Annotated in this window: 22 protein-coding genes; 1 reads left to right on the top strand and 21 read right to left on the bottom strand. The window is 32.7% G+C overall.

The features are described from left to right. Positions 1 to 48 precede the first annotated feature (48 nt). From GKF99_RS07990 to GKF99_RS08090, 21 genes are all read right to left on the bottom strand, one after another. Positions 49 to 1,812, bottom strand: a complete 1,764-nt coding sequence (locus tag GKF99_RS07990; protein WP_277752391.1) for a catalase — start codon at positions 1,810 to 1,812, stop codon at positions 49 to 51. 175 nt (positions 1,813 to 1,987) lie between these two features. Continuing rightward, a complete protein-coding gene (locus GKF99_RS07995; protein WP_154271634.1) occupies positions 1,988 to 3,268 on the bottom strand; it encodes a dicarboxylate/amino acid:cation symporter in 1,281 nt (426 codons plus the stop codon). A gap of 347 nt (positions 3,269 to 3,615) precedes the next feature. After that, complete coding sequence (locus tag GKF99_RS08000; RefSeq protein WP_154273104.1) at positions 3,616 to 4,983, bottom strand: MATE family efflux transporter; 1,368 nt, start codon at positions 4,981 to 4,983, stop codon at positions 3,616 to 3,618. A 19-nt stretch (positions 4,984 to 5,002) separates the two neighbouring features. Beyond that, positions 5,003 to 5,848 carry a DegV family protein gene (locus GKF99_RS08005; RefSeq protein ID WP_094206876.1) on the bottom strand — a complete coding sequence of 282 codons (846 nt, stop codon included), beginning with the start codon at positions 5,846 to 5,848 and terminating at the stop codon, positions 5,003 to 5,005. Between the two features lie 12 nt (positions 5,849 to 5,860). Further along, positions 5,861 to 6,622: an FAD-dependent thymidylate synthase gene (gene thyX / locus GKF99_RS08010; RefSeq protein WP_154273105.1), complete on the bottom strand. Its 762-nt coding sequence runs from the start codon at positions 6,620 to 6,622 to the stop codon at positions 5,861 to 5,863. Further along, positions 6,622 to 8,010, bottom strand: a complete 1,389-nt coding sequence (gene cysS, locus GKF99_RS08015) for a cysteine--tRNA ligase (protein ID WP_154273106.1) — start codon at positions 8,008 to 8,010, stop codon at positions 6,622 to 6,624. Before cysS ends, thyX begins: the two co-directional genes overlap by 1 nt. An 8-nt stretch (positions 8,011 to 8,018) precedes the next feature. Further along, positions 8,019 to 9,488 (bottom strand): glutamate--tRNA ligase, encoded by a 1,470-nt coding sequence (gltX, locus tag GKF99_RS08020; protein WP_154273107.1) that lies wholly within the window; start codon positions 9,486 to 9,488, stop codon positions 8,019 to 8,021. Positions 9,489 to 9,573: 85 nt separating this feature from the next. After that, positions 9,574 to 10,971 carry an MATE family efflux transporter gene (locus GKF99_RS08025; RefSeq protein ID WP_154273108.1) on the bottom strand — a complete coding sequence of 466 codons (1,398 nt, stop codon included), beginning with the start codon at positions 10,969 to 10,971 and terminating at the stop codon, positions 9,574 to 9,576. A 1-nt stretch (position 10,972) separates the two neighbouring features. Next, entirely contained in the window at positions 10,973 to 11,518 is a 546-nt protein-coding gene (locus GKF99_RS08030; protein WP_154273109.1) for a GNAT family N-acetyltransferase, read from the bottom strand. A 132-nt stretch (positions 11,519 to 11,650) separates the two neighbouring features. Next, entirely contained in the window at positions 11,651 to 13,312 is a 1,662-nt protein-coding gene (gene hcp / locus GKF99_RS08035) for a hydroxylamine reductase (protein ID WP_154273110.1), read from the bottom strand. An 88-nt stretch (positions 13,313 to 13,400) separates the two neighbouring features. Further along, on the bottom strand, positions 13,401 to 14,054 hold the full coding sequence (locus tag GKF99_RS08040) for a Crp/Fnr family transcriptional regulator (RefSeq protein WP_094206869.1): 654 nt from the start codon (positions 14,052 to 14,054) through the stop codon (positions 13,401 to 13,403). Positions 14,055 to 14,137: 83 nt separating this feature from the next. Continuing rightward, positions 14,138 to 15,157, bottom strand: a complete 1,020-nt coding sequence (locus GKF99_RS08045) for a Wzz/FepE/Etk N-terminal domain-containing protein (protein WP_094206868.1) — start codon at positions 15,155 to 15,157, stop codon at positions 14,138 to 14,140. A gap of 2 nt (positions 15,158 to 15,159) precedes the next feature. Continuing rightward, entirely contained in the window at positions 15,160 to 16,452 is a 1,293-nt protein-coding gene (locus tag GKF99_RS08050) for a hypothetical protein (protein ID WP_094206867.1), read from the bottom strand. 59 nt (positions 16,453 to 16,511) lie between these two features. Further along, complete coding sequence (locus tag GKF99_RS08055; RefSeq protein ID WP_094206866.1) at positions 16,512 to 17,453, bottom strand: 2-hydroxyacid dehydrogenase family protein; 942 nt, start codon at positions 17,451 to 17,453, stop codon at positions 16,512 to 16,514. Further along, entirely contained in the window at positions 17,453 to 18,244 is a 792-nt protein-coding gene (locus GKF99_RS08060) for a PHP domain-containing protein (RefSeq protein WP_094206865.1), read from the bottom strand. The genes GKF99_RS08055 and GKF99_RS08060 overlap by 1 nt, the downstream gene beginning before the upstream one ends. Positions 18,245 to 18,295: 51 nt before the next feature. Then, positions 18,296 to 18,937 (bottom strand): deoxyribose-phosphate aldolase, encoded by a 642-nt coding sequence (gene deoC / locus GKF99_RS08065; RefSeq protein WP_094206864.1) that lies wholly within the window; start codon positions 18,935 to 18,937, stop codon positions 18,296 to 18,298. A gap of 1 nt (position 18,938) precedes the next feature. After that, on the bottom strand, positions 18,939 to 19,643 hold the full coding sequence (deoD, locus tag GKF99_RS08070) for a purine-nucleoside phosphorylase (protein ID WP_002835475.1): 705 nt from the start codon (positions 19,641 to 19,643) through the stop codon (positions 18,939 to 18,941). Positions 19,644 to 19,798: 155 nt separating this feature from the next. Then, a complete protein-coding gene (raiA, locus tag GKF99_RS08075) occupies positions 19,799 to 20,338 on the bottom strand; it encodes a ribosome-associated translation inhibitor RaiA (RefSeq protein ID WP_094209488.1) in 540 nt (179 codons plus the stop codon). Positions 20,339 to 20,488: 150 nt separating this feature from the next. Continuing rightward, positions 20,489 to 20,752, bottom strand: coding sequence for a metal-sensing transcriptional repressor (locus GKF99_RS08080; protein WP_002841343.1), 264 nt, complete (start codon positions 20,750 to 20,752; stop codon positions 20,489 to 20,491). After that, positions 20,752 to 20,952: a heavy metal-associated domain-containing protein gene (locus tag GKF99_RS08085; protein WP_154271647.1), complete on the bottom strand. Its 201-nt coding sequence runs from the start codon at positions 20,950 to 20,952 to the stop codon at positions 20,752 to 20,754. Before GKF99_RS08085 ends, GKF99_RS08080 begins: the two co-directional genes overlap by 1 nt. Continuing rightward, positions 20,952 to 23,294, bottom strand: coding sequence for a heavy metal translocating P-type ATPase (locus GKF99_RS08090; RefSeq protein WP_154273111.1), 2,343 nt, complete (start codon positions 23,292 to 23,294; stop codon positions 20,952 to 20,954). Before GKF99_RS08090 ends, GKF99_RS08085 begins: the two co-directional genes overlap by 1 nt. A gap of 114 nt (positions 23,295 to 23,408) precedes the next feature. Between GKF99_RS08090 and GKF99_RS08095 the strand changes: the two genes are divergently transcribed. Beyond that, entirely contained in the window at positions 23,409 to 24,857 is a 1,449-nt protein-coding gene (locus GKF99_RS08095) for a nicotinate phosphoribosyltransferase (protein WP_154273112.1), read from the top strand. The last annotated feature ends 100 nt before the right edge of the window (positions 24,858 to 24,957 follow it).

Below are 24,957 nucleotides of genomic sequence, written 5' to 3' on the forward strand. Positions count from 1 at the left end.
TTATATAGAAACAAATGTCATACTTTGGTATCATTAATTTTCAATTACTTATAATAAATATGGGTCGTTTTCTGGATCCGATAAAGTTTTTGGATCTTCTACATTTGTATCTCTGCCCTCTTCAGGTAAGTCTTTTGCTGATTTTGGATCAGCTGGTTTAGTAGGTTTTTGTAAATCTTTGTATCTTTCCTGATCCTTTTCCCATTCTTCTCTAGATTTAGATTCCAATGGAGTTAAATCAACATCATTTATATCAATCCCCAAAGCTTCTGCCACGCCTTTTCCATATTCTGGATCAGCTTGATAACAATGGTTGATGTGTCTGTACTTGATTTGAAGCGTTGAATCTTCCATATTTCTAGCAGTATTTTCAAATAATACTAATTGTTGTTCAGGTGTCATCGCTCTAAAAAGCATTCCTGGTTGTGTGAAGTAATCATGGTCGTCTTCTCTGAAGTCATATCTTTGAGAATCTCCACCTTTGTCAGCAGGAAGTTCAAATTCACGATGATCTTTCCATGCTCCATAACTGTTTGGAGTAATTGATATTTCAGAGCCTTTATTTCCATCTACTCTCATTCTTCCATCGCGGTGATAATCGTGAGGATTTTCAACTCCTAATGGACTGTTTACAGGAATTTGATGGTGATTTACACCAAGTCTATAATTTTGTGCATCATTATAGAAGAATAGTCTCGCTTGTAACATTCTATCTGGTGAAAATCCTATGCCTGGAACGTTATTTGACGGACTAAATCCAGCTTGCTCAACATCTTGGTAATAATTATCAGGATTTTTATTAAGTTCAAATTCTCCAACAGGAATCAATGGAAAATCTTTTTTGTACCATACTTTAGTCAAATCAAATGGATTATATTCAAGCTCATCTGCTTGTTTTTCAGTCATTATTTGAACATACATCTTCCATTTTGGATAGTCTCCTTTTTCAATGGCTTCAAACAAATCTGTTCCATTTGAATCTGGATCTTTCGCATTAACCATATCTGCTTCTTGGTCTGTCAAGTTTTGGATACCTTGTTGACTTCTAAAATGGAATTTTACCCACACTCTTTCATCATCTGCGTTTATAAAACTATAAGCGTGAGAACTGAATCCGTGCATAAATCTAAATGAAGAAGGAATTCCTCTATCACTCATAGTAATTGTCACTTGATGTAATGCTTCTGGAAGTGAAGTCCAAAAATCCCAATTTGTATTCGCTGATTTTCTATTTGTTTTTGGATCTCTTTTAACAGCGTGATTCAAATCTATGAAATTCATTGGGTCTCTTAAAAAGAATACAGGAGTATTATTGCCAACTACATCCCAGTTTCCATCTTCAGTGTAAAATCTAAGTGCAAATCCACGGATATCTCTGTCAGCGTCTGTAGCTCCTCTTTCTCCAGCTACAGTTGAAAATCTTGCAAACATTTTTGTTTTCTTTCCTACTTCACTGAAAATCTTCGCCTTAGTGTATTTTGTTATATCATCTGTTACAGTGAATTCTCCCCAGGCTCCCCAACCTTTGGCATGCATTCTTCTTTCTGGAATTACTTCTCTATTAAAATGTGTTTGTTTTTCAAAAAGCCAAACATCTTGCATAGATATGTGTCCTCTTTTTCCAGAAGTCATTGAATCGTAATTGTTATCAACTGGTTGACCTGATGCTCTTCTAAGATGAGGGTCTTTTACTTCATCGTTTTCTGATGGCAAATTTTCACCTAGACCGTTTTTTACGGAAGGTCCTTTTTGCATGTAAGCTACAGAATCTTTATCCATTTTCATGTTTTTTTCTTTCTTTTTATCTTTCATAATTTCCTCCTATTGATACCTTCAATCATAATTAGTATGCCTTCATCTTTATATTAATACCCAATTAATCTTTTAAGCTAAACTTATTTTGAACAAAATAATTGTATTTTCAACTGAAATCACAAAAAAATAGAAGCTATTTTGTAACTAACAAAATGCTTCCATTTTTAATCAATTATGCATTATATTTTTCCATATCTAAATCGTGTTGCATAGCTGCTACCATAACACCAGTAGATCCACCTGCGTGAACGTTAGTTGAAGTACGTGCCATATCTGCAACACCTTGGATTGGGCTTAATACTAAAATCATTTCAACTGGCAATCCCATTGTAGCAAAGATTGCTGTAGCTTGAATTGTTCCTGTTCCTGGTACCCCTACTGTTCCCATTGAAGCGAACAAGCATGAACCAACCATGATTAAATATTGAGTAGCAGAGAATGGAATATTAAGAGCGTTAATTGTAAACATCGCTAATAAAATTGGCCATACTGCTGCACATCCTGGCATACCAAATGTAGTACCAATTGACCCTGCAAATGATGCAATTTCTGTTGGAGTTCCCATGTCTTCTTGTTCTTTAATGTTTGCTGGCAAAGATCCAATTGAACTTTGTGTAGTGAATGCTATCAACCATGCTGGGAAGAATTTACGTTGGAACTTGAATGGATTGATGTGTGCAATCAAGCTCATCATAGCTGATGTAGTGATGAATGTGTGGAACAAACATGCTACATAAACCATTAATAATAAGAATAATAATGATTTAACAAATGATAAATCCAATGTAGCTACTTGGTTAGCTAATAAAGAGAGAACTGCGTAAGGAGTAAATTCTATGATTTCTCCGATTACTTTGTTCATTACTTTGTTACCAGCTTCTACGAAATCTAAGAATGGTTTGATTTCTTCTTTATTATTGTATCTAAGTACAACAATACCGATTATAATTGCGAAAATTACTATAGGCACGATTTTGTTGTGACTCATACTATCAATAATGTTTTTAGGGAAGAAACTTACAAATACGTCTGCGAAAGGTGGAACTTCCTTAACCTTATCTGCAACATCCATTTTGATATTTGCATTCATTCCTATATTTACTAATTTACCTAAAATTATAGACAATATAGCAGCTAAAACATTGTGTAAAGCTAAAATTGCGATTGTTTTGCCACCCATTGATCTCAATTTTTCTGAGCTTTCCAAGGATGCAACTGTAGTTATAATTGAGAATAATAATAGTGGAATTACAAATGCTTGTAATAAACTTGCAAATACACGACCAAATATTGCTACATAGTCAGTGCTTCCTTTGAAAATAAGTCCTACTATAGCACCCATTGCTGTAGCTAATAAAATTCTGATCATGAATGAAGTACCTTTTTTCTTCAAACGATCGATAACTACGCACAATGCGAAAGCTACAACTAAAGCGATTAAGCTTTTAATCATATCAACATCTCCTTTATATATTTTTGTCACATTAATCTTATCATATTGTCTTATAATAGACAATGATATTTAGTTTATACTATCGTTTTCATCATGTCTTATTTATTGTATTATTCTATATATCAGTTTTCTCTGTAAATTCTAAGGTTTATTGTGTTCTTTTCAAAATTTATATAAATGATGGTTTGATAAAGATTTTAAAATCATTTTACAATTTATGCCAGTTATCGTTAATATATCAACGCTTTTTTGTTTATTTAATTTCAAATTGAAATTTGCAAATATTAATTCATTTTTGTAATATATAGATTTTTTCAATAAAAAAAGACCGATGTTAAACATCAGCCTTATCTTTCCCATCTACCTCGTTTGTAAATAATAAATCCCACAATAACTGTCAGAGCATTTGACACTAACATAGATATCCAAATTCCTGTAGAACCAAGATTTGTCAAACTCTTTAATAACATAATAAGTGGAAGTCTTAAAACCCACAATCTTGCAAGTGACAAATACATTGTAAGCTTTGTTTTCCCAACACCTTGGAAGAAACCATTAATCGCTGAGAAATATCCCATGAAAAATGTAATTATCGCTGAGAAGTACATGTACTCACTCGCTTGTCTCCAAAGTTCAATATCTGAACGATCTTTGATAAATATGGATAGCAATTGATCTTTGAATAATAATATTATTATCGCAGAAGCTAAAGAGAAGAAAGTTATTATAACATTTGCCCTTTTGAAAATATCCTTACTTCTTTCTTTTTTACCTGCTCCCATATTTTGTCCAGTGATTGATGTCAACGCCATTCCAATTCCTATAGCCCCTTGGTTGAATATATCTGACAATCTGTTGCCCATTGAAAATGCAGCAAGTGTCGTTGTGCCGTATGATTGGATAAATCCATTAAGAACAGTAAACCCGATAGCCTCTCCACTCGATCCAAGTGAAGCTGGGATAGCGATGGAGAATATGTGTTTGATTATTCCCATATCAAGTTTGAAGTTTTTGAAACTAACTTCAATTTCGGATTCTTTTTTGACAACTCTTATCGCAAAAACTACAAGCAATACTTTAGATAACACTGTCGCCCATGCAGCACCTGCAAGCCCCATGTTGAGTCCTGGAATTCCCAAAACATTATCAAAAATAAAGAATGGATCTAATACGACATTTGTAATGGATGATATTGTCGAAATAATAGTCATAGACTTAGTTCTGCCTTGAGAATTGAGTATCGATTGATATCCAAAAAATATCATATCGAACAATAGCCCCACAGAGTTTATCGCAAGGAATATGTAAGATTTGTATTCAAAGCTGCCTGTTGCTCCCATCCACCTTACAATAAATGGTGCGGTTATTACCCCTAGAATACTGAAGAAAACTCCAAGTACTGTCGTGAGAATTAAAGTGTGAACTGCGTATATTGAACAGTCTTTTAGTTTTCTAGCTCCAAGTCTTTGACTCATTAAAGAAGTAGCTGCCACACTTACCCCAAGGCCAACTGCTATAAACAAATACAGCACCGGCCAAGTAAAAGATGTCGCAGCATAATCTTCAGAACTGATTTGAGCTACATATATTCCGTCAGTTATGCCATAAAGGGTTTTGATTAGGTTGCTAATCATCAATGGGATACTTAATTTAAAAATCACATCCGTGATATTTCCGTTTGTAATAAATTCTATGTTACTTTTTTTATTTCCCATTCACTCGCCCCCTATTAATTTATAATTTAAAATAACCTATTCCAAATAATCCCGGTCCAGTATGGATACTTAATGTTGGAACGATTTGTCCTTCGTAGTAGAACTTTGCTCCTTCAATTAAATCATTCATACTTTCCTTGGCCTTTTCCATTGCGCTTTGATTATCACCGTTTAATAAAACCAAATAATAATCTTTGATACCTGATAACTCTTTTTTCACTATATCAATAGCGTGGTTGATGTTTTTCATTGTACCTCGATTTTTTTCTACTGTATAATATTCTCCGTCTTCATTACAAGATATTATAAGCTTCAAATTTAATAAATTACCAACGATCCCAGTAATTTTACCTATTCTACCACCTAATGTCAAGTATTTCAAAGTATCCAAAGTAATTACTGGTACTGAATCTTTTATTTTTTGTTTCATTTTTTCAATTACAGATTCAAAAGATAACCCTTCGTCGATTAATTTTCTCGCAAATATTGCAAAAAACCCTGTTCCAATCGAAATATTTTTCGAATCAAATACTTCCACTTGCACATCTTCCACTTGGTCTTTCGCAAGCATAAATGCATTGTACATTCCACTTAATTTTGAAGAAATAGAAATGCATATTATCTTGTCAAACCCCTTATTTTTGATTTCATTTAATTTATTAACGATATCTCCAAGAGATGGGATGGATGTTTTTGGAACTTCTCTATCGATGTTTTCATATATATATTTCGGATCAACAGTATAATCATCGTAGGATACATCTGAGTAGTTTATTTGAAGTGGCATCAATTCTATGCCGTATTCTTCAGCTATTTTTGGTGTAATTTCACTACCTGAATCTGTTAAAATTGCGATTTTTCCCATAATATCTCCTAACTAGTCAAGGCTATTAAAATATTCTCTAACTTGTTTTATTTTACCACAAGTCATCTTTCCTTCTGGACAACTTCCTTTAACACAACCTGGCCCTGCTTTTTTGAAAATTTGTGGACACACTTTTTTCGCTTCGATAAGCATTAGTGTCGCCATTTCCCTGATTTCCCATTGGGCTCTTTGACAACACCTAGCTTCAAAGAAATGCAACAGCTCACGTGCATTCATTGTCATGACAATTTTAGTCTCAGTAGCATTTGAAAACACATATCTTGCATCTTCAATGGAACTTTTTTCTGACATTGATTTTGCTTTTTTCTCGTCAACACCAGATTCGATTAATCTGTCGTATTCTTCTTGTATCAAAATTTCAGTGAGTTCGTTGTATGCATCAATCGTATGCTTCATGTGTTTCTCGTAGATTTCTAAAGCCTTTGGATTATTTTTTATTTTTGGAGGGATAATATACTCGTAATTATTCGCTCTCACATATCGTTGAGATTTTTGCGAGTAGCTTGCTAATCTGTGTCTGACCAATTGGTGGGTCAAAGTTCTAGATACACCCTCTATTGCAAAAGTAAAACTAATGTGTTCAACCGGTGACATGTGTCCCAAATCCATTAATTTATCTATGAAATTTTCTACATTTTCATCAGTTAGTCCTTCTTCAATCTCCATAACAGAACTATCTGAATAACAAAGTTTTGCACTTGATGCGACAAGTTTTTGTGCATCAGGAGTGTATCTAATTAGATTAACCTTCATTAATTACTTCTCTCCCAAATAACTCCATCTCTTGTGTCTTTTAACACAATTCCCATAGATAAGAGTTTGTCTCTTATTTCGTCTGCTTTTTTGAAGTCTTTTTCTTTCCTAGCAGCATTTCTTTGTTCTATCAAATCTTCTATTTCAGAATCCAAATTGTCATCTTCTTCTTTGAATAAAATTCCCAAAACATAAGAAATATCATCTATCAATTTCTTAGCGTCAAGCAAGATATTTTTCGATGTGTTTTCATCGTAATTTTTGTTGATATATTTAATAAAATCAAACAATACACTAATCGCATCCGATGTGTTGATGTCATCGTCCATAGCTTGTTCGAATTTTTCTCTGAATGATTGTATATTATCATCTTTTTCTTCTTTTTCAGAAGAGTTTTCCAAAATTCTATTTAAGAATTTCTTAGCTGTGTACAATCTTTCAAGAGAATTTTTCGTAGCAACTAATGTGTCGTGGCTGAAATCAATCGGATTTCTGTAGTGAACTGATAACAACCACAATCTGATAACTTCCAAATCAAATTCTTTTTCTATGTCTTTTAATAAGAAGAAATTATTCTTTGATTTGCTCATTTTTTCCTTGTCTACAGTTATCATTGAGTTGTGTAGCCAATAATTTGCAAAATGAGCTCCAGTGCATGTTTCCGATTGTGCGATTTCATTTTCGTGGTGTGGAAATTGCAAATCTTCTCCACCAGCGTGAATGTCAATAGTGTCACCCAAAATTGATTTACTCATTACAGAGCATTCCAAGTGCCAGCCAGGTCTTCCCATTCCCCATGGACTTTCCCAAGCTGGTTCACTTTCTTCTTTTCTCTTTTTCCACAAAGCAAAATCCATTGGATTTTTCTTTTCGCTATTTACATCAATTCTCGCACCGGCACGCAAATCATCTATATTTTTCTTGGATAATTTCCCATAGTCTTTTGCTTTTGTTATATCGAAGTACACATTGCCATCGACATTGTAAGCTGCGCCTTTGTCTTCCAAAGTTTTCACGAATTTAATCATTTCATCGATATATTCAGTAGCTTTTGGATGAATTGTGTCTTCTTCGTCGAAATTAAGTCCCGATACATTGTCCAAATAAGCTCCAATGTATTTCTTAGTAATTTCTCTGAAGTCTATATCTTCATCTTTTGCTTTATTGATAATTTTGTCGTCGATATCAGTGAAGTTGCTTACAAATTTAACATTATATCCTTTGTAAATAAAATATCTTCTTAAAGTATCAAATACCACAATCGGTCTTGCATTTCCAACGTGAATATAATTATAAACAGTAGGACCACATACGTATATACCGACATTTTTTTCTTTTATTGGTTTGAATTCTTCCTTTTTTCGTGTCAGTGTATTGTATAACTTCATATCTTCTCCTATCTATTTAAAGCTTTGTTTATCCTATCTAAAACTTCTTGTTTTCCTAAAACTACCATGATAGAATCCAAGTCTGGTCCGTGAACATTTCCAGTAATTACAGCTCTTGTAGTCATCCACAAATCCTTACCCTTGATTCCTGTTTTCTTTTGAACTCTCTTCATAACTCCTGATGCAAATTCCTTTTCGATTTCATGAACTGATTCGACTTCTTCTTTTAATGCATTCATTAATTCGTCTAATTTTTCGTAGTTTAGGAATTCCTTAGCATCATCATCCATTTCGTAATCCTTGAACAAGAATTCAACTTTTTCAGTAATTTCTTGTAAATAATCCAACTCTTCTTTGAATAATGAGGCGATTTCTAATAATTTGTAATCTGGATAATCTTCAGAAATCACACCATCTTCAACTAAGTATGGTTTTAACATTGATGCTAATTTTTCGTTTTCTATTTCTTTAATATAATGTCTATTGATCCAGTTTAATTTTTCTGTATCGAAAACTCCACCGGATTTTGAAACTCTACTGAAATCAAATTTATGTTCCAATTCTTTCATCGACATAATTTCTTGGTTATCTTCACTTGACCAACCTACTAGTGCTAGATAATTGTCGATAGCTTCTGGCAAATATCCTTTTTGACGGAAATCTTTGACTGCAACGTCATCATTTCTCTTAGATAATTTCTTGCCTGATTTGTTCAAAACAACTGGTAAATGAACAAATTCTGGAACATCCCATCCGAAACATTGATACATATACACATGCTTTGCTGTTGAAGAAATCCATTCATCACCACGAACAATATGAGTAATTCCCATCAAATGGTCATCAACTACAACTGCGAAGTGATAAGTTGGAAATCCGTCTGATTTTATCAAAACTTGATCGTCCATATCATTAGTGTTGAAAGTAATCTTACCTTTAATCGCATCATTAAATGTTATTCCTTTGTTTTCAGGAAGTTTCAATCTAATAACATATTCTTCGCCATTTGCAATTCTCTTCTTAGCATCTTCAACGCTAATTCCTCTGCAAAGGCCGTCATATTTTGGCATCAAACCATCTGCTTTTTGTTGTGCTTTTACTTGATCCAATCTTTCTTTTGAGCAGAAACAATAATATGCGTAACCCTTTTCGATTAATTCATCGATATATTTTTGGTACAAACCTTGTTTTACTCTGTCAGATTGAACATAAGGACCACATTCTCCAACTTCAGTTACATTTCCTTCATCATCAAGGACAACTCCTTCGTCCGGATCAAGCCCTGCCCATTTTAATTGTTCCAATAAATTTTCGATAGCACCGTCAACATATCTAGTTCTATCAGTATCTTCAATTCTCAAAAGAAATTTTCCGTTATTTCTTTTAGCATACAAATAATTATATAAAGCTGTTCTAAGTCCACCAATGTGCAAAAATCCTGTTGGACTTGGAGCAAATCTTACTCTTACTTCACTCATAATATCCTCCATAAAAAATAAATTTAACTTATTTTATTATATCACAAATAGCCAAATTCAACATTTATTAATAAACCCAAAGCGATTATTTCGCCAAGTTTTTTACCCAAATTTTCTTTCCAACTAAATACAATCCCAAAACAACCTTGTACAAATCAATCACAGAAATTATCAAATACATCAACACAACATTTAAATCTGTAAATTTTGCCAATAAAAACGAAATCGGATACGAAATCAAAACAATTCCCACTGAATCGAAAAGCAAAGTCAGAATAGTTTTGCCACCACTTCTGAGTGTAAAATATGATGCATTGTATAAAGCAGATATCCACAAAAACGCTCCACCAACTCTAAGCATATTTGTCGCCATCGATTTTACATCATCAGTTGTATTGTAAAATTCTGGAAAAAGTGGCGCCAAAATAATCAACACAATTCCAACTACAAGAGCTAACATCAATGAAAACACAATTAATTTTCTGTCTGTGTCCACAGCTTCATCGACATTTCCACTACCTAAAAGTCTTCCTACCATAATTGAAATACAATCTCCCATCGCCAAGTTAAAAACGATGAAAAGTCCTATAATTGTCTGAGAAATATTGTATGCAGCCAAAGCTTCAATTCCTCTGGTTGAATAAGATTGTGTAATCGCAGCAATCCCTACAGAATACAAAACTTCATTGATAATCAAAGGGATTCCCGCAACAGTTATATTTTTGAAAAGTCTTGTATCGACATGGAAATTTTTGAAAAAATTAGAATAAAATGTAAATCTAAGTTTGTTTTTGTTTGCAAAATAAATAAACAATGAAAGTTCAACAAATCTTGAAATAACAGTCGCAATCGCAGCGCCCTTTGGTCCCAATGCTGGAAATCCTAAAAGCCCAAAAATCAAAACCAAGTTGAACACAAAATTCACTAAAACAGTAATAATCGACGTTATCATCGGAAGTCTAGTTTCGCCATTAACTCTCATTGAGGATGAGATGGATTGTGAAAAAGCAAAAGGAATAAATCCTATAGTCATTATCTTGGTATAATCTAGTGCAAACTTCATAGTAATAGCAATATTTTTTGCTGTGTCTGTATCTGGATTCATAAATAAATACAATAATTTCTCGCCAAAAATCCAGAAAATTAACACACTAATCACAGAAACGATAAAAGATAACACGATATCAAAATACAAACAGTTTTGTACATTCTTGTAATCTTTCTTACCTGCAAATTGTGCCGCAAAAATACTAGCCGCTGACACCAATCCAAAAATTGCCAAGTTAAATACAGTAATCAATTGGTTAGCAACAGAAACTCCGCTCATCGCAAAAGTTCCAGTCTGTCCAACCATAATATTGTCCAACATGTTTACAAACGATGTAATAAGTTGCTGAATAATAATTGGAATTGCTAGTACCAACACACCTTTGTAGAAATTTTTATCCCCGAAAAACTTACTTTTCTTTAATGCTAAATTCAATCTATCCCTCCTTCAAATTTTCTATGTAATAATAGTGGCAAAGTTTATTTGTTCCATCAAAGTTTTCATACAGATGTTCACCATAAAATTTGAACCCACATTTTTCAATAACTCTTGCACTCTTCTTATTCTCAACAAAACAACTGCAAGAAACATAATCGTAATCCAAATCCTTTAGCAAATGATTTACAAAACACTTCACAACCTTTGTCATAATCCCACGATTCCAATAATTTTTGTTCAGACTGTAGCCAATTTCAACGCCTATCTTATCCTTAAATTCTGGCTGTTCATACAAGTAATCGTCTTCGTATACTCCAATCATTCCTATCAGTTTGTCTTCCTGAAAAATACCATATTCTAATTTTGAATCGATGAAATCTTTGAGAATTTTCTTGGATTGTTCGATTGTTTTATGTGGTTTCCAGCCCGCAGATGGTCCCACCTCATTTTGCATAGCGTATTCATAAAAATCTCTCAAATATTTCATTTCCAACGCTTTTATTTCTATATCTTCACATTTTAAAATAAAATCTTCGTATTTCATTTGTATCTCCAAGTTTTTTCAATCTATATAATAATATATCTTTAAAAATTGGAAGTCAATCGATTTTAAAACAAGATTTTTTCAAACAAAAAAGAGCCCTTTCGGACTCTTAATTAAATGAATTTTCACGAATTATTTTATTTTAATTCCAAATTTTTCCATATCTTCATCAACTTCTCCTATTGGAGCAATTCCAAAATTTTCTACCAAAACATTGGCTACATTTGGAGATAGGAATGCAGGAAGAGTTGGTCCAAGATGAATATTTTTAACGCCTAAGCTCAAAAGTGCAAGTAGTACGATTACTGCTTTTTGTTCATACCATGCTATATTGTAGCTAATTGGTAATTCGTTGATATCATCGAGACCAAAAGCTTCTTGTAACGCTTGTGCTATTACAACCAATGAATAAGAATCGTTACATTGACCTGCGTCTAAAACTCTTGGAATTCCATTGATATCTCCTAAATTTAATTTGTTGTATCTGTATTTTGCACAACCAGCAGTTAAAATAATTGTGTCATCAGGCAATGCTTTCGCAAAGTCTTCGTAGTAATTTCTACCTTTTTGTCTTCCGTCACAACCAGCCATTACTACAAATTGTTGAATATCTCCATTTTTAACAGCTTCAACAACTTTGTCTGCCAAAGCTAACACTTGATTATGTGCAAATCCACCGACTATTTTACCGTTTTCGATTTCTTTTGGAGATTCACATTTTTTTGCAAGTTCTATGATTTCTGAGAAATCTTTGTGACCATTTTCATCTGCTACAATGTGTTTCATTCCAGGATATGCTGCAACGCCAGTTGTGAATACTCTGTCTTTGTAAGAATCTTTTGGTGGAGTTATGCAGTTAGTAGTCATCAAGATTGGACCATTAAATGATTCGAATTCCTTGTCTTGTAACCACCAAGAATTTCCGTAATTTCCCACGAAATTATCGTATTTTTTGAAAGCTGGATAATAATTTGCAGGTAACATTTCACTGTGAGTGTACACGTCTACTCCTGTGTTTTGAGTTTGTTCCAAAAGCATTTCCATATCTTTCAAATCATGACCTGAAATCAAAATCGCAGGATTGTTTCTAACTCCTATGTTTACTTCTGAAATTTCTGGATTTCCGTAAGCAGATGTATTTGCACTATCCAAAAGAGCCATTGCTGCTGCACCATTTGATCCAGTTTCTAATGTAAGAGCTATCAAATCTTCTACGGACAAACTATCGTCCATTAATTTTGCTAACGTACTTTCCATAAATTCGTCGACATTTTCATCGAATTTACCCAAAACATTAGCGTGTCTATTGTAGGCTGCCATTCCCTTCAATCCGTAAGTAATAAGTTCTCTAAGACTTCTCTTATCGTCATCCAAAGTATTCAATACGCCGATAATTTGTGATTTCAATTTTAATTCATCATCGTTTTTTTCGTTATACAAAGCTGCCTTTGACAAGTTTTCTTTGTCATCTAATCCTTCGATTAATTTTTGGTTCAAATCGATAGTTTCTTTTACTTTTTCTAACAAATCTTCATAGTGGAAGTTTGCGTTTGTAATTGTAGTAAACAAATTATTGTTGACATAAGAATGTAAGTTTTTGATATCTTTGTTTTCTTTTCTCATTCTAGTTAGGATTTCGCCTAATCCTTTTGTAACCCAAACAAGCAAGTCTTCGATGTTTGCAACATCTGATGTTTTACCACATACGCCTCGTTTTGTACATGCAATGTTTTTTGCAGTTTCTTGACATTGATAACAAAACATTTCTTCATTTTTTTCAATAGTTTTTTCCATTTTCTTTCCTCCTGATTTTTTCTAACTTATGGTTTCATTATAATTAATTTAAAGTTTGGGTTTCTGTAACATAAGTTACATTTGTTCATTACAATAAGTTTTCCAATTCTTCTCTGTTTTTAATTTTAATTTCAGATCCGTTTAATTCAATAAGACCACTATCTTCCATGCTCAATAATTCCCTTGATAATGAAGGCCTGGTCGTAGCCATAAAATCTGCCATCTGTTGTCTTGTCATTCCAGTTTTTGATACGTCTTTTTTTTCTGTTTGAATTAAAAAAGTTGCGATTTTTTGCCTCAATGAAAAACTAGACAACAATCTTACCTTGCTATTTAAGAAAAATGCTTTTTCTGCAAGAATCGTTATAAGATTAGTCATAATTTTATTTTTAATCGGAGTGGAGTTTTCAGATATATCGAAAAAACTTACAGGAATTTCAAGAATTTCGCAATCAGTCTTGCACACTAATGTAAAATCGCTGATTTTATTCAAATATGAATACACCTCAGCCATTACTTCCCCATGATTTTTGAAAATATTCACTACAGTGTTTTTCCCATTAATATCCGTCTTTTCAAGACTGAGCTTTCCGCTTTTCAAAACGTAGATTTTATTGCAAATATCTCCCGGAGAAAAAACGTACGAATTTTTGTTGTATTTGTTTATTATCGAATTTGATTCAATAAGAAATTGTTTAAATTCTTCTTCTGTAAAATTTTTAAAAAGTTTTGAATTTATCATTTAATCACCATTATTTTTATACCCAATAATTTTATATGTACACTAAAAAACGCACCAGAATTTTCATTCTAATGCGTTTGGCTTTAAGCATATGGTAAATATTTTTTGTCGTCTGAATTGTATTTGGAGATTTCAACTGCTGCAACTGGATTAATTCCCAACGATTTTATGGCTTCTAATGTGTTTTTGATTTCTCCTAATCTTGAATCGTCTTTCTTGTAAAGTACGATTGCGTTTTGAATGTCTTTTGTCAAATCTGTAAGGTCTACTTTTTCTGAAATTGGACTTACAGCGGTAATTTTCTTATCGAAATTTGAATTGTATGCTTTAGCTAAATTTGCTGTGTTTTGATCAAAACTAAACACACCAACATTATCAAAACTGTCTATTCTTCTGTTCAATAAGCTCAATGCGCTATTTGAACTTTCATTGTAATCATTTGAAAGTACGCTAACTGTTTCAAGTCCCAATTTGTTTTGCAATTGTTCTTTGCTGAAAATATTAGGATCTTTGTAGTAAGAAGCGAATGCATATGCTAGACCGATTAACATTCCCAAGAACAATCCTATTGCTGTATCCATTTTATTGACAAGTTGTTTGATTTTCTTCTTGGCATTAGGTGCATCAACGACTTGAATGTTATCTTTTTTCATTGTTTTTTTAGTCAAATCTGTAATAGCTTTTAATGATTCTTCCAATACTTTGTTAGTTTGTTCAGCGCTTTCACTTGAATATTCCATTTCAATAATTGATGTAGATGGAACGCTTTTTACTTTCAAATCTTTCTTTAAATCAGAAGAGCTAACACCATTTCCTACTTTTTCTGCTACTCTATCCAAAACAGAATTTGATTTAATTAATTGTTCAACATTTGAAACCAATTGTGTATTGATCATTGCGTCTACTTTGGAAACAACTGCTCCTTCTTTTTCAAAATCTTCTGGACTTCCCACCATTATTGAAACTTTTGATGAGTAAGAGTCCTTTCCCAAAACATTATTAAAAACATTTGTCAATAACGCACACACAAGCATTATTATTATAATGTGTGGCAATTTTCTAAGTATTGCTTGCCACGCTTCTTTTAAATTTAATTCTTCCAAGTTTATATCTCCTTAACTTTTTTATCTCTTTTACTCAATAACCACATTAAAATTATGCTCATTATCAATCCGTGATATAGAAGTCCTGTAAGTAAATCTACACTAATAAGATTGAACACAGGAACAATAGTTATTGCTATCGCTACCCACAAAGGCATTTTTTTGTATGAGATTTCATCCATAATTCCAATTAACCAACCAGTTACCGCAGAATAAGTTAACATTCCGTAAAAACCAAAGTTAGCGTATCCATTTGCAATGAATCCAGTGTTTACCCAAGTATTTGGATGACCGTAATAAATCATCGAAATCAATGCTTGGATTGGATAATTATATGGATACAATCTTCCACCAAATACCCAAGATTTGTCTGTCAAATACACGAAATCAATGTTTTTGAATGCATCGTAATATCTAAAATGATTATCTGCAGTTACCATGAAGACACGTCTTACAATTACACTTATCGGTTGCCAATTGTCAGTTATCAAATAAAAAGCTAAGCACAAAAATGTAAGCCCCGCTAGTCCCATAGTCATTAAATTTCCAGTGTATTTGTTTCCCTTTACGATAGCTATAAAAATTACCAAAACTGGATAAAATAGCATTGACTTATGTGAAGTAAATCCAAAGAAAAATACTTGGCAAATCAATGTGATTACAGTTCCTAATTTTTTTCTATCCCAAAGGCAGAACACCAACAAAGTTGGGTTGATAATTTTACCATACCAGTTCATAAAATATGCAAATGGTCCTGGGAAGATTACTTCCGCGATTTCCCTTCTAGTGTCGTAAACTTTTCTAAAATCGAAATTCAAATATTTTAGTCCGCCTCGCATTATTATCCAAGTAAACATCAATATTCCAACCAGTGCAAAAGCATAGACAATGAAATTTTCGTTGATTTTTTTATCCGAGAAAGATACTCTCAATTTCGGTGAATTAGCGAAAATTTGCATAGTATAAAACGATGCTATTAACATGTACATATATAATCTGGAGAAATCCTTATAAGGATATATATTTAAACATGGTATGATTATCAAAACATAAAATAGCATCAGATAAAAATCACTGACTCTCTCTACTTTATGCCTTATCGTATAACACATTATCACAACCAAAGCGTACGATTCTATCAATTTGTAAATATTTAAATTGTTTACAAGTCCCATATACGAAAACAACGGACTTATTGCATAAGAGTAGCTCAAATCCAAAAACAATTTAAACATCAATGATAAAAACACAAAAAACCCTTTTGATTGGAACAATGCTTTTATATCATCAGTCATAAAATCCCCTTTTCATTTTTTTACTAGATTAGTATACCATAATTAAACGCGATAATAAACTAATTTACTTTATTTTTAGGGATTTCTCCGTTTTTAAATTGCATAATATTATCAAAAGTAAATTCACCCATTTGAACACGTGCAAGTTTAGTAGCATTTCCCAAATGAGGCGCCAATAAAATATTCTTAGCATTTCTCAAATCTTCTGAAATTTTGGGCTCAAATTCGTACACATCCAATGCACAACCAGCAATTTCTCCATTATTTAATGCATTTATCAAATCTTTTTCGCTAATAACTTTGCCACGCGATGCGTTGATTAGAAAAGCAGTTTTTTTCATTTTTGAAAATGCTTTTGCATCTATTAAGTGATGTAGTTTTTCGCTATAAGCTGTGTGTAAAGTTATTACGTCACTGTTTTCAAGTAAATAATCTAACTCTACTTGCTTTGCCCCTTCAACTTCTTTTTTGCTACGATTGTAGAATATCACATTCATGTCAAATGCTTTGGCTTTTCTCATAACTTCAGTTCCAATTCTTCCAAGTCCGATTATTCCCAAAGTTTTACCTTCCAATGTTTCTCCCAGACCATACACAGGCTTCCATCCTTCGAATGAATTGTCGTAGCAACCAGAATTCATTTTTGTAATATTTCTGAGTAGATCTATCATCAAACCAAAAGTCAATTCTGCAGTCGATTTTGTAGATGCAGATGCAGGTGCGTTTGTGACAATTATTCCTTTTTCTTTTGCGTAATCAATGTCAACATTGTCAAAACCAGCGCCGTAATTTGCAATTATTTTCAAATTTTTCGCTGCGTCGATAATTTCTGAATCGATTTTTTCACTCAAAGGACATACCAAGGCTTGTGCATCTTTTATTCTTGCTTTCAATTCTTCTTTTGACAAAAAATCCAAACTATCGTTATAATCTACCTCAAAATTTTCTTCGTATTTTTTAATAATTTCTTCAGGGATTCTATTAGTAATCAAAACTTTCATTACATATCCTCCATTTTAATAGTTGCCATTTTTCTATTTTCAAACATCGCCAAATACTTTGCATCCACACTTTTTAATAATTTGAAAGCATCATCAAAGTGATATCTGTAATAATTTTCATAGTGCGCATCGCTACCAACTGAGAATAATTTGCCCTTCATTTTTACGTATTTTTTGAGCGCAAATGTGTAATACTCTAAGTTATCATATTGGTACACGCTTCTAGTGTTAAGTTCCAAGGCTTTTTCATCATTAATGAGTTCTGCAAAAACTTTTGTCAAAAATTCATCCACAATATCCATATTTTTAGATTCCAATCTATTAAGTCTTAATGCATAATCAATGTGCGTTAATACGTCAAAATCCTTGAAATTATTCACAGCTTCCAGCATTTTTTCAAAATAATTTGTAAGAAACTCTCTTTGAGAGTAATCTTCTGGCTTTGGATTCATAAAATCTTTACCATTGAATTGATGAACTGACAAAAGTTGAATGTCATAATCTCTGCTGTTCACAGTGTTTTTGATTTTTTCCAAGTTCTCAGTTGTATATCCAATTTCTATTCCTTTTAAGATTTTTTGTGAACTTTTTTGGTTGTGTTCTTCAATCACTTTAACGTATTTGTCATAATCAATGTCCACATCTTCAACTCTACCATCATTATAGGTAAATCCATAATCCAAGTGTTCGGTGGTGATAATGTCACCTTTGACAAGTTTCAAATAATTTTCAAATTTTTCTTTACTATCAAATGAAAATTCCGTATGACAATGTTGATCTCTATAATACATATAACTCCTTAAATGAACGAAAAGATGCTAAATATTTAGCATCTTTTACAATTATCCTTCTACTATTTTAATACCGCTTGATGCTCCGATTCTGTCTGCTCCATTTTCTATCATAGATAAAGCTTCTTCTCTAGAATGAATTCCACCACTTGCTTTTACCATAGCTTTGTCACCTACAGTATCTTTCATCAATTTGACATCTTCTACTTTTGCTCCTCCTGTTGAAAAACCTGTAGAAGTCTTCACGAAATCAGCGCCGCATTTTACAGAAATTTCGCAAACTTTTTTCTTTTCTTCATCAGTTAATAAACAAGTTTCGATAATTACTTTCAAAACTTTTCCTTTTGTAGCATCTCTTACAGCTTGGATATCTTTTTCAACATAATCATAATCTTGTTCTTTTAATTTGCCGATATTGATAACCATGTCAATTTCATCTGCACCATCTTCGATTGCTGTCTTTGCTTCAAAAGCTTTTGATTTGATGCTCATAGCTCCAAGTGGAAATCCCACAACTGTGCACACCAAAACACTTGAATTTTCCAAAGACTTTTTAACCAAAGATGTGTAACAAGAATTTACGCACACGCTTTTAAAATCGTATTTAACTGCCTCATCGCAGATTTTTTTGATGTCAGCTGATGTTGCATCTGCTTTTAATAAAGTATGGTCGATATATTTATTTAATTCCATATTATTCACCTAATTCCAATGCTATTTCCATCATTTTTGTAAATGATGTTTGTCTTTCTTCAGGAGTAGTTTGCTTATCTGAATGGAATGAGTCAGAAATTGTCAAAATAGTCAAAGCTCTTGCGTTGTTGGCTTTTGCTGTCAAATACAATCCGTAGCTTTCCATTTCAACTGCTAGCACGCCCATTTTTTCCCATTTTTTCCATTCTTCAGATTTTTGGTTGTAGAAAATATCTGCTGAGAATACATTTCCAACGTGAACGTCGATGTTTTTTTCTTCTGCAACATTTACTGCTTTTCTCAACAAATCATAATCACAAATCGCTGAAAAAGTTCCTTCCAAATCGAATTGGTGAGCAAAATTGGAATCTGAACAACTTCCCATTGCTATTACGACATCGTACAAATCCAAATCTTTACTGTAAGCTCCTGCTGAACCAATTCTAATAAGATTTTCTACTCCGTATTCGTTGATAAGTTCGTAAGAATAAATTCCTATAGATGGGATTCCCATTCCAGTTCCCATAACAGAAATTTCTTTTCCTTTGTATTTTCCAGTGTATCCGAACATATTTCTAACTGCGTTGAATTGTTTTACATCTTCCAAGAAATTATCTGCAATAAATTTCGCTCTCAATGGATCTCCTGGCAATAAAACTGTTTTTGCGATGTCTCCTTTTTTCGCTTCGATATGTGGTGTTGACATAATTACCTCCTAATAATTTACAATGACAACCTCAAAAATTTTTCTGATATATTTTTGATTGCATTTTTTCTTAAACTGATTTTAACATTATTTCCACTTAAATAAGAGAGAAATCCTGTTTCTCTCTTATTATATCATCAATTTGAACATTTTTGCTATTTTTCAAATCCTGGAACTAATAATCCATAGTTGCCATCTTTTCTCTTGTAAACAACATTTACATTATTAGTTTTTGAATCCAAGAACACGAAGAAATCATGATCGATTAATTCCATTTGCATGATAGCTTCTTCCTTGTCCATTGGTTTGATTCCGAATTCTTTTGTCTTAACGATAGCACCTGTTGGGATTTCTTTGTCGTTGTTTTCTTCAACAGCTTCAAATCTTATTGAATTACTTTCTGTAAATCTCTTTTGTAATTTTGTTTTATGTTTTCTTATTTGTCTTGCTAACGCGTCTTCAACTTTGTCGATAGCTGTTTTAATATCTTCGTTGGATTCTTCCGCCCTTAAAACAACTCCTTTATCTAAAATCATAGTGACTTCAACTCTCGCTTTATCTTTTTCTTTTTTGAATACTACACGAGCTTGTTGTTCGTCATGGAAATATTTATCTAACTTGTGTAATTTAGATTCTGCCATTTGTTTCAAATCATCAGTCAATTTGATATCTTTTGTTACATAATTAAGTTTCATAAAATTCCTCCTGTTTATGAATTAAGAAATAATTTCTTATTTTCTTATTCTATATATACCCAATTTACATTTTTGCAAACGATACTAATCACTAAATTAAAAAACAAAAAACTTCCCCTTACAAATTTTCATTTGCTGGGGAAGTCTTCATTATTTGATATATTTGTCAATAATGTTGATTACTTCTTCAATTTTTTCATCTGCATTATCATTTTCTATTGCATGCTTAACACATGTTCTCATATGTCCATTTAAAATGTCGATGTTCGCTTTTTTCAATTGACCAATACAACTCAAAATCTGAGTGGAAATATCCACACAGTATCTGTCCTCTTCAATCATATTTACAATCGCATCGAGTTGTCCACGAACAGTTTTGATTTTTTTGAGGGCTTTTTGTTTGTGTTCTGTCATTATTTCACAGTAGCCTCAAATCCTATTTCATCAATAGCTTTGATGATGTCATCATCATTAAAATCGCCTTCAACTACGGCTTTTTTGTCTTCTAATGAAACATTTACATCTGTAACTCCATCGACTGATTTACAAGCTTTTGTCACTGATTCCACGCAATGATTGCACACCATATCCAATACTTCAAATTCTTTTTTCATTATTTTTCCTCCTTAAAATTTTTAATTCTTAACGAATTTGTAACTACGGTTACCGAACTGAACGCCATTGCAGCACCTGCTATCATTGGATTCAAAAATCCAAATGCAGCAATCGGAATACCAATAACATTGTAGAAAAACGCCCAGAACAAATTTTGTTTTATTGTTTTTATTACTCTGTGACTTAATCTTATCGCAGTATTAACTTTATTTAAATCGCCATTTATAATTGTGATGTCACTCGCCTCAATCGCAACATCAGTACCAGTTCCAATAGAAAATCCAACATCACTTGTTGCAAGTGCTGGAGCATCGTTTATTCCATCTCCAACCATTCCTACTTTTTTGCCTTGATTTTTCAAATCCAACACTTTATCTGATTTGTCTTTTGGCAAACATTCTGCTATCACATGGTCGATGTTAGCTTTCTCTGCGATATGTTTTGCAGTATTTTCGCTATCACCAGTTATCATATATACATCTATATTATTGTCTTTTAATCTTGAAACAGCTTCTGGTGAGGATTCTTTTATTTTATCTGCAATCAAAATATATCCGTAAAATTCATCGTTCTTTCCAACAAGCACAACTGTATTTCCTTGAGATTGATATTTTTGAATATCTACATTGACATTAATATTATTATCTCTCATCAATTTTTCATTGCCAATATAGTAATTGTCATTATTTATTTTAGCTGAAAGTCCTTTACCAGTAATCGAATCGAAATCTTCAACTTTAAAGAACTCCGAACTATTTTTTTCATATTCTTTAACTATAGCATCTGCAAGTGGGTGCTCTGAGTTTTTTTCAATTGAGGATACGATTTTTAAGAATTCTGTATCTTTTGATTGGTAATCTACAACTTCCGGTTTACCATTTGTTATTGTTCCTGTTTTGTCCAAAATAACTGCATCTATTTTGTTTGCAGTTTCTAAAACTTCAGCACTTTTTATTAGAATTCCAAGCTCTGCGCCTTTGCCGCTTCCTACCATAATAGCTGTAGGAGTTGCAAGTCCCAATGAACAAGGGCACGCTATTACAAGAACTGAAACTGAATTTAACAACGCTCTGTCGAATTGTTTTGTCACAAAATAAGTGATGGCGAATGTAATCACAGCGATTACAATAACAATGGGTACAAAAACAGATGAAATCTTGTCTGCTAGTCTTTGAATTGGCGCTTTGTTGGATTGTGCATCTTCCACTAATTTCACGATTTGACTTAGAACTGTATCTTCACCAATTTTTTTCGCTTCAAACACAAATGATCCATTTTTATTGATCGTAGAACCAATACATTCATCTCCGACTTGTTTTTTCACTGGCATTGATTCCCCAGTAATCATCGATTCATCAATCGATGAGCTTCCTTCAATTATAATTCCATCAACAGCGATTTTCTCTCCTGGTTTTACAAGAATTTTATCTCCAACCATTACATCTTCAATATCAGTTTCGATAGTTTTACCATTTTTTATTACGTTAGCTTTTTTCGCTTGAAGTCCCATTAATTTACTTATAGCATCAGTAGTTCTAGTCTTCGCTCTTTTTTCGAAAACTTTTCCGAGTAAAATCAAAGTGATAACAACAGCAGACGATTCAAAATACAATTGGTCAGATCCTATTAATACATGATAAATCGAGTAGAAGTAGGCAGCACTTGTTCCCAATGCTATTAGAACATCCATGTTTGCTCCTCCACCTCTTAATGATTTGTATGCATTCACATAATATCTTCTTCCGATGTAGAATTGAACCACAGTTGCCAACGCCCATTGAAAATATCCGTTATTTAAAATCGTATGAACTCCTGCCATGTGAAAAAACATCGCTGAAAATAAAGGAATTGAAAAAATCGCAGAAATTATAAAATCACGTTTCAATTTTTCGTATTCAGTTATATTTTTTTCGTTAGCTATTTTATTGTCTGTTTTTATTTCTGCAGAATATCCTGCTTTGTCAACTAATCTTTTTACATCAGAATTGGTCTTGTATCCTTCATAAAAACTTACTGTAAGTGAGTTTTGCAACAAATTCACGCTAACATCTTTGAAATTATTTTTGTTCAAAACTTTTTCAATTCTAGATGCACATGACTGACAGCTCATTCCTTCGATGTCAAACTTCGATGTCTTTACCGGAACATCATACCCTGCTTTTTTTATTTTGCCTACGATAGTTTCTATATCGTATCCTTCTTTTAATTTCAAATATGCGTATTCTTGAAGCAAGTTCACATTAACTGCTTCGATATATTCGTATTTACTTAAAACTTTTTCTATTCTAGCCGCACATGATTCACAGCTCATGCCTTGTATTTTTAATTTTACTTCTTCCATTTTTCTCCTTTCTACCCCCCTACTGGTGGTATGGTTATTATATAATATTTAAAATACTTTGTCAAAGATTTGGATTTGGATTATAATATTCATAATAAAATATGGAGGCAGATTATGGATTGGAAAAATTATGAAAATTTAAGCATGTTATCTGATTTCTACGAATTTACAATGATGAATGGATATTTGGAAAACAATATGGAAGATGAATATGCTTATTTTGATTTGTATTTTAGAAGAATTCCAGACAACGGAGGATTTGTTATCGTTGCGGGATTAGAAGAAGTGGTTAAATATATTCAAAATTTGAAGTTTGACGAAAAAGACATCGAATATTTTAAAAGCAAGAATATGTTCAGCGAAAAATTCTTAGATTATCTTACAAATTTCAAATTTGAATGCGATGTGTGGGCAATGCCTGAAGGTTCAGTTGCATTTCCTAACGAACCTTTGATGATAGTTCGTGGACCTGCTCCACAAGCGCAATTGATAGAAACTTTCGCGCTTTTATCAATCAATCATCAATCATTGATTGCAACTAAAACGAATAGAATTGTTCATGCAGCTGAAGGAAGAGTTGTTATGGAATTTGGCGCAAGACGTGCGCAAGGTGTGGATGCTACAGTGCTCGGTGCAAGAGCAGCTTTCATAGGTGGCGCTACTGCTACAAGCAATACTTTAACAGATATCACTTACGATGTTCCTGCTTTTGGTACAATGGCTCACTCATGGATTATGATGTTTGATTCAGAATACGAAGCTTTCAAAAAATACGCCGAAATTTTCCCAAATTCTTGCTCACTTTTAGTGGACACTTACAACGTTTTAAAATCCGGTGTTCCAAATGCGATAAAAGTTTTCGACGAAGTTTTGAAACCTCGTGGAATTAAAAATATGTCCATCAGAATTGACAGTGGTGACCTTGCTTATTTGTCAAAACAAGCCCGTAAAATGTTGGATGATGCTGGATATGAAAACTGTCAAATCATGGCAAGTAATTCACTTGATGAATACACAATTTCTGATTTGATTGAACAAGGAGCAAAACTAGATGGATTTGGCGTTGGTGAAAGATTAATAACTGCAAAATCAGATCCAGTTTTAGGTGGCGTGTACAAATTATGTGCAGTTGAAAAACCTAACGGAGAAATCATTCCTAAAATTAAAATCAGTGAAAATATCGAAAAAATCACAACTCCTGCATTCAAAACAGTTTACAGAATTTACGACAAGAGTAGCGGCAAAGCAGAAGCCGATTTGATAACTCTTCACGATGAAAAAATCGACGAATCAAAAGATTTGGAAATCTTCCACCCTATTCACACTTGGAAGAGAAAAACATTAACCAACTTCACAACAAAAGAATTATTGGTTAGAGTATTTGATAAGGGAGAATTGGTGTACGAGCTTCCAACATTAGATAAAATAATCGAAAGAAAAAATGAACAAATTGCTGAGCAATGGGAAGAAGTAAAAAGATTTGAACATCCTCATTTGTTCCACGTCGATTTGTCACAAAAATTGTGGGATATAAAATACAATTTATTGATGCAAACCAAATAGTAAATTTAGCATAACCATAAAATTGAACTGACCCCAAAAAGTTGGACCCAAAATCAACTTAGAGGAGGTCAGTTTTTTCATGACAAAATATAGTACAAAA

This window comes from Finegoldia sp. BIOML-A2, from assembly GCF_009678315.1.
Classification (GTDB): domain Bacteria; phylum Bacillota; class Clostridia; order Tissierellales; family Peptoniphilaceae; genus Finegoldia; species Finegoldia magna.